We start from the raw sequence: 13973 nt of genomic DNA, 5'->3' as shown, positions 1-13973 counted from the left end.
CCTCCTGTTTCAGCCGATAGGAAAGCTGGAGGTCTGTTTGGCTATCAATCCTAATTGTAATCTCATCGCAGTGGTTGGCGGTAAAGGCGGCGTTGGAAAATCCGTCTTCGCAGCCAATTTCGCCTGCACCATCATGAACGAACTCCGCAGCCAGGTTCTTCTGATCGATGCTGATGCTCGCAGCGTCGGCGATCAGAACGTGATCATGGGACTGAAACCCCAGAAAACACTGAAGGAACTTGCAAGCTTCCAGGGCTCTTTGAACTCCCAGCCGATGAACACACTCGTCACAATGCACCAGTCAGGTTTGGCTTATTTAGGTGCGGTTCGCGGCCCGGAAGAAAGCCTGAACATCAATCCGGATCTTTTGGGAAAACTGGTGGAGTTCTTCTCCCGCGCTTATAAATTTATCATCGTCGATGTGGGTACGGATCTGGGCCCGGCGCAAATGGCCGTGCTTCAGGAAGCCACTGCAATCATGATCGTGACGACTCCGGAAGTTCTGGTGGTGACGCAGACGCAGCGTCTGGTGAATGAACTTCTTTCTGCCACTTTACCTAAAGACATGTTCCAGCTGGTGATCAACAAGGCTTCTCCGACGGGTCTTTCCCCGCAGACGATCTCCAATCAGCTGCAACTGCCTTTCCTGGGAATCATTCCTCAGGATGAAGCCACTGCCATGATGTCCCTGCAAAAGTACACGCCGTTTGTGATCTCCGCCCCGAAAGCTCCGGTCACGGCCGCGTACTATGATGTTGCCCGTAAACTGACCGGCGGGATTTTGCAGCGCCTGAAAACCCTGTCTCGTCCAAAGCCAGCCCCGGCGGCGGCAGCGGCCGCTGGCGACAGCGCCAGCACGGGTTCCACGCAAGGAATGGATGCACGCACCCTGCTAAAAATTCGCATTCATAACGAACTGATTCGCACCGTGGATCTTAAAAAGCTATTGGTCGACGGCAAGCAGGATGAAAACAAAGAAAAAGAAGTCCGGGAAAAAACCAAACGCGAAATCACCTTGATCGTGGATCGTGAAGCCCCGGATTCCGCCCGTGAAGAACGCTCCAAGCTTATCAAAGAGGTTTTGGAAGAAGCTCTGGGACTGGGTCCGCTGGAAGATCTACTGGCTGATCCGGATGTCACCGAGATCATGGTCAACGGTAACAAACGGGTCTTCGTCGAGAAAAGCGGCAAGGTTCAGCTAAGCCCGGTGACCTTCACCTCCAACGATCACTTGCGCCGTATTATCGAGCGTATCGTGACACCGCTGGGTCGTCAGATCAATGACTCCACTCCGTATGTGGATGCGCGTTTGAAAGACGGTTCGCGTGTGAACGCCGTGATTGAGCCTTTGGCGATCGACGGCCCGGCACTGACAATTCGTAAATTTAAAAAAGGCGGTATCACCGCTGAAAAATATATCGGTTACGGAAGTATCACCAAGAACATGATCGACTTCCTGCGCATCTGCGTGGAAAACGGTCTGAACGTGGTGATCTCTGGTGGTACCGGTTCAGGTAAAACATCCCTGCTGAATATGCTGTCTTCCTTCATCCCGTCCAACGAACGTGTCATCACGGTCGAGGATGCGGCCGAGCTGCAGCTGCAACAGGAGCACGTTGTGCGCCTGGAGACACGCCCGGCTTCGATGGAAGGCTCTAACGCCATTCATATCCGTGACCTGATCAAGAATGCCCTGCGTATGCGTCCGGACCGTATCATCGTCGGTGAGTGCCGTGACGGCGCCGCTTTGGACATGTTGCAGGCCATGAACACGGGTCACGATGGTTCCATGACCACGACTCACGCAAACTCTCCGCGTGAATGTGTGGCCCGTCTGGAAACACTTTGTATGATGTCCGGTATGGATCTGCCAATGCGTGCGATCCGCGAACAGATCGCCGGCGCAGTGAATCTGATTGTGCAGATCTCCCGTCTGTCGGATGGTAGCCGTAAAATCCTGAGCATCACCGAAGTGGCAGGCATGCAAGGGGACGTGGTGACTTTGGCTGAAATCTTCAGATTCAAAGAAACCGGTTACGACAAGAACAGAAAAATCCAGGGGACTTTTCAGGCAACCGGTACCATCCCAAGCTTTATCCAAAAATTGAGCGACAAGGGTGTTGTGATTCCGCGTGAGATCTTTGCCAATGATCCGAACGCAGGCACACCGGCAGCGGCCGCTCCTGCAAAACCACCAATCCCAGCTGCGATGGCGCCAAAAATGCCAGGCGTGGCTCCAGTGAAAAAATCGGGGTAAGCCATGAGTTTCCTGTTTAACGAATGGGTTATGATCCCTCTGTTTGGCATCTGTGTTTTCGTCATCGTCATCCTGTGGGCTGACAAGGCGATTGCATGGTTGCACAAGCGCAGCCTTGGCCAGCGCGACGAGGTGATCAAGATTCTTCGTGTGATGGGAATGGACGTTGACGAAAAGAAAGTCACGCTGATCATCCTGCTGATGAGTTTCGGTCTGGGTGCTTTGGTCTTCCTGGTCTTCTGGCCCAGTGTTTTGATGGGCGCCTTCTTTGGTGCTTCCATCACCGTGGCGGGCTGGCAGCTGCCTTTGCTTTTGGTGCGCATGATCTATGAAAACCGCTGCACCAAGTTTGTCGATCAGATGGTCGATGGTCTTACGATCATGGCCAACGGTATCAAGGCCGGATCCAATCCGCAGGAATCCATGAAGCGCGTTGTGGAGATTATGGGAAATCCCATGAGTCAGGAATTTGCGCAAGTTTTGTATCAGATGCAAGTCGGTGACAGCTTTGAAAGCGCCCTGAATGACCTGGGGAACCGCATCCCGCGCCCGGATGTGCAGATGTTTGTGACCTCCATCAACATCCTCAAAGAGACCGGTGGTAATCTGGCAGAAACTTTCCAGACCATCGTACTGGTCGTGCGCGAACGACAAAAAGTAGAGAAAAAAATTCAGGCTTTGACCGCTCAGGGGATGATGCAAGGGATAATCGTCACTCTGATTCCATTTATCTTGATGGCCGTATTCCTGGTGATCGATCCGGCTTTCATCAAACCTATGTTTAACACAACCCTAGGTCTAGTGTTACTGGCAGCGATGCTGGGTCTGCAAATAATCGGTGGCGTGCTTATTAAAAAGCTTGTTACCATTAAAGTGTAGTTTGTCAGTTTCAAGGAAGAGGTATCGATAATGAAGAAAGCACTCTTGGCGTTCGCCTTTCTTTTTTCTGCCCAGGCGTTCGCGCTTGTGGATATGAAAAATGCCAACTACTCCAACACCTGGATCGATATGGATGTTCCGGGCAGCGGGTATGATCTTAAAATCGTGCGCACTTATAACAGCCGTTCACTTTTCAACGGCATGTTCGGCTTTGGCTGGTGCTCTGATTTTGAAACCGGGATGGAAGTCACTGCCGAAGGCAATATCAAGGTAAAAGAATGCGGTGGCGGCCTTGAAGTGACCTTCTCGCCTCGTGAAATCACCCGTAAGGATGTCGACAGCTCTATCGCGCAAATCGTGAACAAGATGAAAGCGGAAAAGAAAGTCGGCCTGACCGAGGCGGCGATCAACACGCTGAAAACACAATTGCTTGAAGACGACAGCCTGCGCGCGGACTATGCCCGTCAATACGGAATCACGGTTCCGGTTAAAGAAGGCACCAAGTTCTACGCCAACGGCCGCGAAGTTGAACACTTCACGTTCAACAAAACGTATTACACCAGAAATCTTCCTGACGGCAGCTCTCAGCGCTTCAACCCGCAGGGAAAACTGACTCATATCTATGACAAGAACAACAACTTCCTGAAGTTCGACTATGACAAGGACGTGATTTCCACACTCCAGGACAACAACGGTCGTCGTCTGACTTTCAAATACTTCCAGAACAAAAAAGTTAAAACCATCACCGGCCCGAATGGTCTGATGGCGGAATACAAGTTCGCCAACCTGGATGACCTGGCTTCCGTAAAGAATGCCTGGTTGAAAACGTACACTTACGAATACGATGAGCTTCACAATCTGACCAAGGCGACTTGGCCGGACAAAACGTTTGTCGCTTTGAAGTACGACAAACAAAAAGACTGGGTTTTGGCATTTGCAGACCGCGATAAATGTATCGAGACCTACAAATACGAAGACTCCCCGACAGATCCGAAAAATCACTACTGGTCCACAGTGAAAAAGACCTGCGGCAAGGAAGTGATGGCGGATAATAAGTACGAATTCTGGCACCAGCAGCGCGCTGACGGTCAATTCTATCTTCAGCGCGTGATGACGACTGTGAACGGCAACGTCACCGACATCACTTATCATGAAGTCTTTGGCAAACCGGTTTCCATCCGTCGTAATGCCGACCGTATCTCTTATGAATACTATCCAGATGGTTTGGTGAAGGTGAAAGCCGCACCGAACATGAAGATGGCGTTTGAGTACGATGCCAAGGTTAAAAAGGTCAGCTCTGTGAACAGCACCTACTTTAACGAAAAGGGTGCCAAAGTAGCCACCAAGGCCGCTCAGTTCAAATACGATGGCAAAGGAAACCTTTCCTATGCCCAGAACAGCGATGGCCAGAAGATCAATATGACATATGATAACCGCGGCCGTATTGCGACCATTACAGATCAGGCCAAGAAAGTGGTTAAAATCGAGTACGAGGAACGCTATGGTAAACCATCCGTAGTTACCCGTCCCGGTTTGGGCACAATTGTGGTATCCTATAAACCAAATGGTGAAATCAACAAAGTGGACAGCAAAGAGGGGCCATCTGTAGCCATGCAGGTAGCCAGCACATTTAATAACCTCTTGGATATCATTGCTCCCGCAACTGCGGAACTTTACCTGTAAGGAGAAGGTGATTATATGAAAAGACTCTTGGTTCTTTCCATCTTGCTGACCCTGGGCTTCTCCTTCGCGGGAACAGCCTCTGCTGACGAAAATGCCAACCGCCCGGCTAATCCAGGCGAAGACCCGAATGAGGCCTTCAGATCGACTCCATTTGAAGCCACCACATCGGCTTTGGGTGACTGCCGTGAATGTATCGCCTACCGTACAGGCGCCACCACTGGTAAAGGCTCCCGTCGTCATGACGACACCGTTTCCCGTGAAGTCAAGGGCTCCAGCGCGACCCCTGGTGGATCTGAGAAAACCAGCACCGGAAGACAGTAATCTGATCTGTCTAGAAACCTGACACTCGCCTTACACAAAAGGGCTTTGGACATCCAAAGCCCTTTTTTTTGCCCTGAAACCCTCCGATTCGTCTCATCCTGAGACAAAAAAACTGGCACACGCGATGCAATAGAGCTCTATGAGTTCTTAATGATGTTTTTAAGTGTGTATAGATAAAGGAGAGTTTTATGAAGAAAATCGTACAAGCCACTATTGCTATGTCTTTGATCGCCTCTGTGGCAATGGCGAACACCGGTGTTTCTTGCAAAAACAACAGCGCGAGCGGTCGTCATTCCACGACGGCGTTCAAGCAGGAGTTTAAAGCGAAGGTTGCTAAAGACACTTCGACGAAGACTTCCAAAGAGAAAACAAGCAAAGGCTGGAACTAATCCACGCCCAGGCTTGAATTGAATATGCCCCCTAGGGAGAGTGACTATCCCCCCCTTACAGTCGCTCTCCCTTCCCCTTTTTTAAAAGGGCAGGGTGTACTAGCGAATTGCTTTTTCGTGAGCGCCTTCCTGGAATCCGTCCACCGTGCTGGCCACGCCATCACCCAATGAACGACCCAGATTTCTGATCGCCATGGCACCACCGGCTGCCGCACTCTGAATATACTGAGACACCGTGGATTTCTGCAACCAGCGGAAAGAATGAGATTCAATCGAATCGCCGCCCACTTTCACCTGCATCAAAACAATCAGCAAGGCCGTTGCAGCAAAACATTTGAATACAAATTTAAGTTCTTCCATGAGTGGATTCTCCCAGATGCGGTAATACTTTTGTGATTTCTTTTAAAAGCTGTTCTTTGCTGAATGGTTTTGGCAGATAAGCATCAAAGCCCGCCTCGAAGGCTTTCTGCACCAGAGCTTCCTGATCGATTGTGGAACAACCGATGATCTTGATTTCGGGATGAAGCTCTTTCAGAATCTTTGCGGTTTCGATGCCATTACGAAGAGGCATGACCATATCCAAAAATACCAGATCGGGCAGAGTCGCTGACACCAGCGCTACCGCCTCGTCCCCGTTGGCAGCCTCGCCGACGCAAAGGCCTCCTTCAGAGGTCACAAGATTTTTGATAAGTTCACGCAAGAAGGCGGCATCATCAATTACAGCAAAACGAATCTTCATACCGCCAGTATAGAATTTAGCAGGCTATTTTGTGAGTGGATTTTAGTGACCCCAACGATAGCCCAGTGAGAACATATAAAGCGAATTGGTCACGCTGACATTGTTCGGAGTCAAACCTGTACCAGGGTCTGGCAGGCCGGCGGCACCGTCGAAGACGTTTCTTTCAGCCGAAGCACCCAAGCTCCAGATCATCTGACTTTCGCGGGTGAACTTCCATTCACCACCGACATCCAAACCAATGCGCACGCTTTCTTCCGAAGCGCCGGACTGGATATTTACACCCGTGGCACTTTCAGAATGCTGCAGACGCGGAAAGAAGCTGCCCCCCAGAGTCCAGGCATAGTTCGCAGACGTCGGAATGCGCGCTTTCAGACCCACACCCAACCCTTGAGTTTTAAGACGGGCTCGGGAGGTGTTGTCACTTGGAACGGTCATCTTGTTATCACTGAACAACAAAGAAAATTCCAATGAATTGGATTTACGGGAAACGCCGAAGAACTTACGGAAGTTCAAACCCAGATCGACAAATTCATACTTTGCCGAAACCCGGGACTGATCAGCCTGGATAGAGTCCACATCCGCTGCAAACGAGAATAGAATCTGTCCGCTCACACCAATAAGTGGCGTGAACCAAACATTGGTGCGAATCTTCAGCGCATTAAAGAAGCTCTGATAGTCACGGAATGTGTAATTGGACTGGGAATCATTGTAAGCCACCACCGGCATCACATCCAGCTCCAGGCGGTTGTTGCGAATGTCGTCTTCGTGGATTTGCTCACGGTAAAATTCAAAGATCTTGGAAGCTTTGTCAGAAAAAAGGCTCTCGGCCTGCTCGCTGATGGTGGGCTCCTCGACTTCAGACGAGGTCTCAGCACCCGCCACTTTTGGCGCGGCTGCGGGAACCGCAGGCGCAGCTGTCGCTGCTGCCGCGGCTTGAGCTTCAGCGACTGCCTTGGCTTCAGCTTCCTTCTTGGCTGCCAGTTCCTTTTCCTTCTTTTCGGCTTCAGCCTTTTTCTCGGCCTCAAGCTCGCTGGTCTTCAGGGTTCTGACCGCCACGCCGTCGGAATCAGTGATCACCGGAGTTGCTTCTGTTTCAGACGCTGGACTGCGCTTGTTGGCTTTACGAACTTCATAGCGCCCGGAAGAAAAACCTTCCAGACCAACTTGGGCCTTTGCCGGAAAGGCGGAAGCAAAAAGAGCTGCAAAAATCAGAAAGGAAAATGAAGACTTCATAAGAAATCTTTCGGCTTTCGGTCCGTATTACTTGACGTCAAATTGACCTGTTTTCAGAGGCAGGGCAGAATAAATTTATGAAATCATTCTTGCTGAGTTCTCTCTTCGTCGCGTCCTGTTTCATTTCAATCAGCCCGACTGCGTGGGCCCAGACCAATGCCCAGAACGTTTACGTCAGCGCTGCCGACCAAGATCTTGCCATCAAATCCATCGTGCTGGTTCCAACCACTGACAATGTGGGCGGCATTTATGCAAAACCCGCTGAAGAAGAACTAAGAACTTTGTTAAACGAAGACAAGCAGTGGTCTTTGTCCAACTTTCCAAAAGATCTGAAAATCAAATCTGAAACCCTGGATGAAAACCCGTCGGAAGTTCAAACCGTTTTGCAATCCACGCAAAGCGAAGCAGCCCTGACTTCAAAAATCATCCGTGGTCCCCGCGGGATTTCCATCACGCTGACTTTGTTTGTGGGCCGCGAAGGCCTGCCGCTGCTGCAGGAATCCCTGAATGACTACAAAGGTTTTGAAACTGCGGAAATCAAAAACGAAGTCCACCGCCTGTTTGAAAATCTAAAGTACCGCATGCCTTTCAGAGCCACCATCTTAAGCCGCCGTGGCCAGCAGGTGACCCTGAATCTGGGCAGCAATTACGGGCTTAAACCTGACAGCCGCGTGTCCGTGGTTCAGATCATCAAGATCAACCGTCATCCAAAACTAAAATTCATGGTCAGCACCGAAAAAGAGGTTCTGGGTCGCGTGAAACTTTTCAAAGTTGAACCGTTCATGAGCTTTGGTTACGTCGAAATGGAAAAAGATCCGGGCGTGATCGCCGTCGGATCCAAAGTAATGCCGGACGAGTTTGTGAAGTACTCAACCCCCATCACCACTCCTTCCGGAAAAGTTTTGCAGGACATCAGCACCCGTCCGGACAAAGACGTGGCATTCGGTGAGGAACCGACGGAATGGCTGCCGACAATGCCTCCACAGTTCGGTAAAGTCGAATTGATGGCGGGCTTTGGCAACTACACCCAAAACACCAGCCTGACGACGCCAGAGTCGGTGAGTGGCAGCAACAACTTCGCTCCGAATATCCTGGTGCGTGGTGAATTGTGGCTGAACCCGGAATGGTACATGGGCGTTCACCTGCGCCAGTCTGTGTTCTCGGTTGATAATAACCAGGCCGGAAGCTCCCCTTCGTCTTTGAACATGTCTGTGGGCCAATACGGCGTGAATGCAGGCTATAACTTCCTGCTGACCAATGACTTCTTCGGTCCGAAGCTGCAAATCGGTGCGGGTTACATGACGACCAAGTTCACCGTGGATGGCAGCACGCCCACCACGTTCACCAGCATGGACTATAGCGGCTTCCTGATCAGCCTGGCGGGTCAGTTCCCGCTGTCTGAGGAAATCCCTGTGGATATCGGCGGACGCTTTGATTTCTATATGAATCCCGGCATGAGCGAATCCCAGGACAGCGGTTCAGGATCCGACAGCAAGATCAATTCCTTCAGCTTCTTTATGGATTATAAAATGAAGACGCGATTCAAGATTCGCGGCGAACTGATGATTGAAAATTACAGCACGGATTTCTCGGGTGCGACCCGAGCAACAAGCACCAGTCACAAGATGACGACGTTGTTTGGCGGGGTTCAGTATCTGTTCTAAGACCGTCTAATTTAAAAATAAAAAAAGCCTGGGTTATAGCCCAGGCTTTTGTTTTTTGAAGCAGTAACCCGCCGTCGCTGATAGCTTCGGCGGGGTGTAATGGCTTAGCCGTAGGCTAAGCTCATTACATCATGCCACCCATACCGCCCATGCCGTCGTGGCCTGGCATTGCAGGAGCTGCAGATTCTTTCTTAGGTGCTTCAGCGATCATAGTCTCTGTAGTCAGCATCAAAGAAGAAACGGAAGCCGCGTTCGTCAAAGCGCAACGAACAACTTTAACTGGATCGATAACACCGTCTTTGATCAGATCAGTGTATTCGTCAGAGTAAGCGTTGAAGCCCCAGGAAACGGATTTGTTTTGAAGGATACGATCCAAAACGATCGCGCCATCCAAACCAGCGTTAGCCGCGATTTGACGGATTGGCTCTTCGCAAGCACGTTTGATGATAGTCGCACCGAATTGCTCTTCTTCAGAGAATTTGGATTTATCAACTTTAGTGGAAGCACGAAGCAAAGCAGTACCACCACCAGCAACGATACCTTCTTCAACCGCAGCGCGAGTCGCGTTCAAAGCGTCTTCTACACGGTGTTTTTTCTCTTTCATCTCAACTTCTGAAGGAGCACCAACGTGGATAACTGCAACACCGCCAGCCAATTTAGCCAGACGCTCTTTCAGTTTTTCTTTGTCATAGTCAGAGGAAGTTTCTTCGATCTGAGCTTTGATCTGACCAACACGGCCATTGATGTCGTTCTTTTTACCAGCGCCATCGATGATTGTTGTGTTGTCTTTGTCTACAACGATGCGTTTTGCAACACCAAGGTCAGCAACAGTCGCCGCCTCAAGTTTCAAACCAACGTCTTCAGAGATCACTTTCGCGCCAGTCAGGATCGCGATGTCTTCAAGCATGGCTTTACGACGGTCACCGAAGCCCGGAGCTTTAACCGCAGCGATGTGAAGAGTGCCGCGCAATTTATTAACAACCAAAGTTGCCAATGCTTCGCCTTCGACGTCTTCAGCGATGATCAACAATTGACGGCCTTGTTTTGCAACGCCTTCAAGGATACCGATCATGTCTTTCATGGAAGAGATTTTTTTGTCGTAAACAAGAACGTAAGCGTTCTCAAGAACCGCTTCCATTCTTTCTGCGTTGGTTACGAAGTACGGAGAAAGGTAACCACGGTCGAATTGCATACCTTCAACTACAGTCACTTCAGTTTTTGCAGTTTTGGATTCTTCGATAGTGATAACGCCTTCACGGCCCACTTTATCCATAGCATCTGCCAACATTTGACCGATTTCTTTGTCATTGTTTGCAGAGATAGCACCAACTTGAGCTACTTCGTTGGAACCTTTTACCGGCTTGGACATCGCTTTCAATTCGTCGATAACGATAGCCACTGCTTTGTCGATACCACGTTTGATGGACATTGGGTTGTGACCAGCGGAAACAAGTTTCGCGCCTTCACGGTAGATAGCCTGAGCCAAAACTGTCGCAGTAGTTGTACCGTCACCAGCTTCGTCGTTGGTTTTGGAAGCAACTTCCTTAACCATCTGAGCGCCCATGTTTTCGAATTTGTTTTCAAGTTCGATTTCTTTCGCAACAGTCACACCGTCTTTAGTGATCAGTGGGGAACCGAAAGATTTGTCGATAACAACGTTGCGACCTTTAGGTCCCAAAGTTACTTTTACTGCGTTCGCCAGAGTGTTCACACCTTTAAGGATGTGTGTACGAGCGTCTTCTGAGAATGTGATTACTTTACTCATGATTGTCTCCGTTATCTGATTCACTCCGGCCTTCGCCAGAGTAGATATTTAAAAAATTGATTTAGTTGAATACGCCCAGGATGTCTTCTTCGCGCATCATCAGGTATTCTGCGCCATCCAGTTTCAATTCAGTTCCAGCGTATTTGCCGAAAAGAACTTTATCGCCAACTTTAACTTCCAATGGAAGGATCTTGCCATCTTCAGTCACGCGGCCTTTGCCAGTCGCGATGATTTCGCCTTTTTGTGGTTTTTCTTTTGCTGTGTCAGGGATGAAAAGACCGCCAGCGGTTTTTTCTTCTTCCGCCATTCTGCGAACTAGAATTCTGTCGTGAAGTGGGCGAACGCCAATTTCGTTCTTAGCCATTGTGAGCCTCCGTTTTAAAACTCATTATTTAAATGATTTATATACGGAAGCTAATATGAATCGGCTGTGAAAAGAGTCAAGGTCAGGGGCTCCATTTTTCTGAATAGAAATTCAATGGCGCACCGAATAAAGATTAGAGCTTACTGAGGATTTACAAAGGCTTACTTAATGCCGTCTTTGCCAAAGTTATTTGCGCTGACTGGAAGGTCCGAAGAATGCGCCCCGAAAACCGAGTTCGCATAGGCCGTCATCAGCTCGGCGACCTCTTCCGGGGACAATTTACCGGCCACTTCATTAAAAGCGGTCTTTTTATCCTGAACCTTGGTGAGATAACCCACGAAATAGTCCGTCACGGACAGGTCTTTGGCGACCTCAAGGTCATAGATTTCCTCACGAAGTTCGCGTTCCAGCTTTTCCACAGAGATATCCTGAGAAGCCACTGCCTCCAAGCCCCCGCGGTGAACCATATTGGGGTCCGTACCGGCCGCTGCCAGGCGGATGCCTTTACGGGCGTCGATCTGGGTCTTCAAAGTCGTTACTTTGACTTGAGCCTGTTGAACTCTTTCAGTTTTCCACTCCCGATAGCTCTTCACTTCGGCGCCAGCTTTCATTGTGAAAGCCGTCAGGCTCCAAAAGGCGACAAGGGGCAGATATTTAATAAGGCGCATGAGTCCTCCAGCAGACGTCCGATAATTCCAAGTCCCCATAATACAAAGGCTATGCCCGGCGAAAGATGGCTCATTTGCAATATAAACGATTTGGACCCCTAAGAGGGGCCCAATTGGGTCACATTGAGACAAAATAGGCTTTACAGGAAATTGATACAAAGCAGGGCCCGGATTGGGCCCTGTGACGGCTACAGCGGCTTGCTCAGGCGGATCAGATCCTTGTGCAGGGTCTGCGCTTTCTTATCAATGGACTTGGAAAAATTCGGCGTCGTCAGCTTAAACACCAACACCGCCATCATGAAGGCGGATTTGTCTTTATAGTTTTGCGCAAGCTCGCGTTTTGCTTTCAGCAGCTCTTCGTCTTTTTGCAAAGTCGCAATCAGCTCGGTGGCTTTGGCATCTTTCATAAGATCCTTTACGGACTTCACACCCTGGTCGCGCAGCTTTAGTTCTTCATGGAAGGACTTAATATATTTTGCCTCCTGTTCGTCGACGGCTTTTCCCATCGCTGCGGCAGGATTTTTTGCGCCCTTGATCTGATCTATCACTGCGGCCACGGGCTTTGCCCCTTCATTCCAGTCAAAGGCGCCATAGCCTTCCGGATAAAGAAGCTTGATCAGACCCGGAAATCCAACCAACGCAGTTTCTTCTGAACTTTCCTCAAGCTCTTCTTTGTTAAATTCAAACTTTCCGGATTTCAGCTCTGGCAGCAGCAAAGCGGGGGTTAAAGCCATTTCAAATCGGAATTCTTTTTCCAGATGGGCTGAAGGGCTCCAGTCCTTGATGTTGCGCTTTAGTTCCGACAACTTGGTGCGGTCTTCATCGCTCATGTTTTCCTTGGAAAGTTTCGCCATTTCCATCAGTGAATCTTTCAACAGCGCCATGCCGATTTGCCCGGTAATCACTGGCATTTCACAATTACCAAAGTGCCACCACAGATTTGCAAGTTTCAGACTTTGTTCCCAGGATTTGGCAGTGATGGCCTCGTCATTCAGTTTTTTTGAAATATCCAAAAGCCCCGTCATCGGCAGCAACCCCGAAGAGGTTGTTGCCTGAAAAGCTGAACACGTCGTGAAGTCACCTTCTTCAGCCAAAGTGCGCAAAGACTGCTCGGGATTTTCCGACGTCAGCGCTTTTTCCATGCGAAGATACAGGTCTTTGTCGTTGGCTGCCGGAACTTCAAATTTAGCGGATTTTTTTAAATGCGGATTAATGCTAGCAACGGACTCTTGAAAAGCTGGCGGGGAAGCCAAAACCTGGATGGGAAGAATCAACGCGCTGAAAACCCAAAGCTTCATGATGAACTCCTCGTCAGAGTTTCATGCTATCGAACTTTACGGGCCTTAAAAATAAAAAAACCAAGTCTTATGGACTTGGTTTTCTTAATCACAATCTAAAAAAGATTGGCTCAGAAGGAGGGACTCGAACCCCCGACCCAGCGGTTAACAGCCGCTTGCTCTACCGACTGAGCTACTTCTGAACTCGGTGAAGGGCTAAATTAGCGGCTTTGGGCGGTTCTTGTCAAACAGAAATAATCTTAAGGGGCTGCAAGCCTATCCAAAGCCTTGGAAAGCATCGGAGAACTAAAGGGCATCCCTTTGACGCGGAAAACCGGCTTTCCCGGAACCTGTTCCAGGATCACGATTTCTCCGGCCGAGCCGCCGTGGGCAGCTAGGCTCTTTTTAAATGAGCTTTCCTCAATGCCTTCCATGGAAAAGGCCCCCATCATGATTTCACAGACAGAGCTGATGTCTTCAGGTTTTTCCAAGGTTTTAATCACGGTGCCGGTTTGGTCAAAAATCTCCACTTTAGGGGCTTTTTCCGGGCACCAGTTCAAAGGGCGATAGTCGCTGCCGATCAGAAGACCCAGCGCGCTTTGCGGGTCCGAGGCTTTGTCTTCTAAAGCGCCGCCGTCCAGGGCCTTCATGCCATAGAAGACACCCACCAGAGCCAGAACCATCATGCCGATTTTAAGATAAAACGTGCTTTTCATCGCTCAAACGTAACTCGG

The 13973-nt window shown here is 49.7% G+C and carries 14 protein-coding genes and 1 tRNA gene; 6 read left to right on the top strand and 9 right to left on the bottom strand.

Annotated elements, in window-relative coordinates; genetic code table 11:
* Positions 1–37: 37 nt before the first annotated feature.
* From BDT_RS00525 to BDT_RS00505, 5 genes are all read left to right on the top strand, one after another.
* Positions 38–2257 carry an ATPase, T2SS/T4P/T4SS family gene (locus BDT_RS00525; RefSeq protein WP_041576752.1) on the top strand — a complete coding sequence of 740 codons (2220 nt, stop codon included), beginning with the start codon at positions 38–40 and terminating at the stop codon, positions 2255–2257.
* 3 nt (positions 2258–2260) lie between these two features.
* Positions 2261–3136: a type II secretion system F family protein gene (locus tag BDT_RS00520; RefSeq protein WP_041576751.1), complete on the top strand. Its 876-nt coding sequence runs from the start codon at positions 2261–2263 to the stop codon at positions 3134–3136.
* 30 nt (positions 3137–3166) lie between these two features.
* Positions 3167–4819 carry a DUF6531 domain-containing protein gene (locus BDT_RS00515; protein WP_015089303.1) on the top strand — a complete coding sequence of 551 codons (1653 nt, stop codon included), beginning with the start codon at positions 3167–3169 and terminating at the stop codon, positions 4817–4819.
* Between the two features lie 15 nt (positions 4820–4834).
* Positions 4835–5140 (top strand): hypothetical protein, encoded by a 306-nt coding sequence (locus tag BDT_RS00510; RefSeq protein ID WP_015089302.1) that lies wholly within the window; start codon positions 4835–4837, stop codon positions 5138–5140.
* A gap of 188 nt (positions 5141–5328) precedes the next feature.
* Positions 5329–5529 carry a hypothetical protein gene (locus BDT_RS00505; RefSeq protein WP_015089301.1) on the top strand — a complete coding sequence of 67 codons (201 nt, stop codon included), beginning with the start codon at positions 5329–5331 and terminating at the stop codon, positions 5527–5529.
* A gap of 99 nt (positions 5530–5628) precedes the next feature.
* On the opposite strand, the gene BDT_RS00500 is transcribed toward BDT_RS00505, so the two are convergent.
* The 3 genes from BDT_RS00500 to BDT_RS00490 are packed head-to-tail and all read right to left on the bottom strand — an operon-like array spanning position 5629 to position 7501.
* Positions 5629–5889, bottom strand: a complete 261-nt coding sequence (locus BDT_RS00500; protein ID WP_015089300.1) for a hypothetical protein — start codon at positions 5887–5889, stop codon at positions 5629–5631.
* On the bottom strand, positions 5876–6268 hold the full coding sequence (locus tag BDT_RS00495) for a response regulator (RefSeq protein WP_015089299.1): 393 nt from the start codon (positions 6266–6268) through the stop codon (positions 5876–5878). Before BDT_RS00495 ends, BDT_RS00500 begins: the two co-directional genes overlap by 14 nt.
* 42 nt (positions 6269–6310) lie before the next feature.
* Complete coding sequence (locus BDT_RS00490; protein ID WP_015089298.1) at positions 6311–7501, bottom strand: hypothetical protein; 1191 nt, start codon at positions 7499–7501, stop codon at positions 6311–6313.
* 77 nt (positions 7502–7578) lie between these two features.
* On the opposite strand from BDT_RS00490, the gene BDT_RS00485 reads away from it, so the two are divergent.
* Complete coding sequence (locus BDT_RS00485) at positions 7579–9165, top strand: outer membrane beta-barrel protein (protein WP_015089297.1); 1587 nt, start codon at positions 7579–7581, stop codon at positions 9163–9165.
* 124 nt (positions 9166–9289) lie between these two features.
* Here the strand turns inward: BDT_RS00485 and groL are convergent, their stop codons facing one another.
* The 6 genes from groL to BDT_RS00455 form a co-directional block, all read right to left on the bottom strand.
* Complete coding sequence (gene groL / locus BDT_RS00480) at positions 9290–10930, bottom strand: chaperonin GroEL (protein ID WP_041576747.1); 1641 nt, start codon at positions 10928–10930, stop codon at positions 9290–9292.
* A 61-nt stretch (positions 10931–10991) separates the two neighbouring features.
* Positions 10992–11279 carry a co-chaperone GroES gene (groES, locus tag BDT_RS00475; protein ID WP_038452046.1) on the bottom strand — a complete coding sequence of 96 codons (288 nt, stop codon included), beginning with the start codon at positions 11277–11279 and terminating at the stop codon, positions 10992–10994.
* Between the two features lie 176 nt (positions 11280–11455).
* Entirely contained in the window at positions 11456–11962 is a 507-nt protein-coding gene (locus BDT_RS00470; RefSeq protein ID WP_041576745.1) for a hypothetical protein, read from the bottom strand.
* Positions 11963–12150: 188 nt separating this feature from the next.
* Positions 12151–13260, bottom strand: a complete 1110-nt coding sequence (locus tag BDT_RS00465) for a hypothetical protein (RefSeq protein WP_015089293.1) — start codon at positions 13258–13260, stop codon at positions 12151–12153.
* 106 nt (positions 13261–13366) lie between these two features.
* Positions 13367–13442, bottom strand: a tRNA-Asn gene (locus BDT_RS00460).
* 57 nt (positions 13443–13499) lie between these two features.
* Positions 13500–13955 (bottom strand): hypothetical protein, encoded by a 456-nt coding sequence (locus tag BDT_RS00455; protein ID WP_015089292.1) that lies wholly within the window; start codon positions 13953–13955, stop codon positions 13500–13502.
* Positions 13956–13973: the final 18 nt, after the last annotated feature.

It is taken from the genome of Bdellovibrio bacteriovorus str. Tiberius (assembly GCF_000317895.1).
In the GTDB taxonomy this organism is placed as follows: domain Bacteria; phylum Bdellovibrionota; class Bdellovibrionia; order Bdellovibrionales; family Bdellovibrionaceae; genus Bdellovibrio; species Bdellovibrio bacteriovorus_F.
This window is presented reverse-complemented; position numbering and strand designations above follow the sequence as displayed.

What these genes read in the sequence shown, in the direction of transcription:
- BDT_RS00470 (WP_041576745.1), bottom strand. Translation starts at nt 11,962, where the DNA reads ATGCGCCTTATTAAATATCTGCCCCTTGTCGCCTTTTGGAGCCTGACG.
- BDT_RS00500 (WP_015089300.1), bottom strand. Translation starts at nt 5,889, where the DNA reads ATGGAAGAACTTAAATTTGTATTCAAATGTTTTGCTGCAACGGCCTTG.
- BDT_RS00465 (WP_015089293.1), bottom strand. Translation starts at nt 13,260, where the DNA reads ATGAAGCTTTGGGTTTTCAGCGCGTTGATTCTTCCCATCCAGGTTTTG.
- BDT_RS00490 (WP_015089298.1), bottom strand. Translation starts at nt 7,501, where the DNA reads ATGAAGTCTTCATTTTCCTTTCTGATTTTTGCAGCTCTTTTTGCTTCC.
- groL (WP_041576747.1), bottom strand. Translation starts at nt 10,930, where the DNA reads ATGAGTAAAGTAATCACATTCTCAGAAGACGCTCGTACACACATCCTT.
- BDT_RS00485 (WP_015089297.1), top strand. Translation starts at nt 7,579, where the DNA reads ATGAAATCATTCTTGCTGAGTTCTCTCTTCGTCGCGTCCTGTTTCATT.
- BDT_RS00515 (WP_015089303.1), top strand. Translation starts at nt 3,167, where the DNA reads ATGAAGAAAGCACTCTTGGCGTTCGCCTTTCTTTTTTCTGCCCAGGCG.
- BDT_RS00510 (WP_015089302.1), top strand. Translation starts at nt 4,835, where the DNA reads ATGAAAAGACTCTTGGTTCTTTCCATCTTGCTGACCCTGGGCTTCTCC.
- BDT_RS00455 (WP_015089292.1), bottom strand. Translation starts at nt 13,955, where the DNA reads ATGAAAAGCACGTTTTATCTTAAAATCGGCATGATGGTTCTGGCTCTG.
- BDT_RS00520 (WP_041576751.1), top strand. Translation starts at nt 2,261, where the DNA reads ATGAGTTTCCTGTTTAACGAATGGGTTATGATCCCTCTGTTTGGCATC.
- BDT_RS00505 (WP_015089301.1), top strand. Translation starts at nt 5,329, where the DNA reads ATGAAGAAAATCGTACAAGCCACTATTGCTATGTCTTTGATCGCCTCT.
- BDT_RS00495 (WP_015089299.1), bottom strand. Translation starts at nt 6,268, where the DNA reads ATGAAGATTCGTTTTGCTGTAATTGATGATGCCGCCTTCTTGCGTGAA.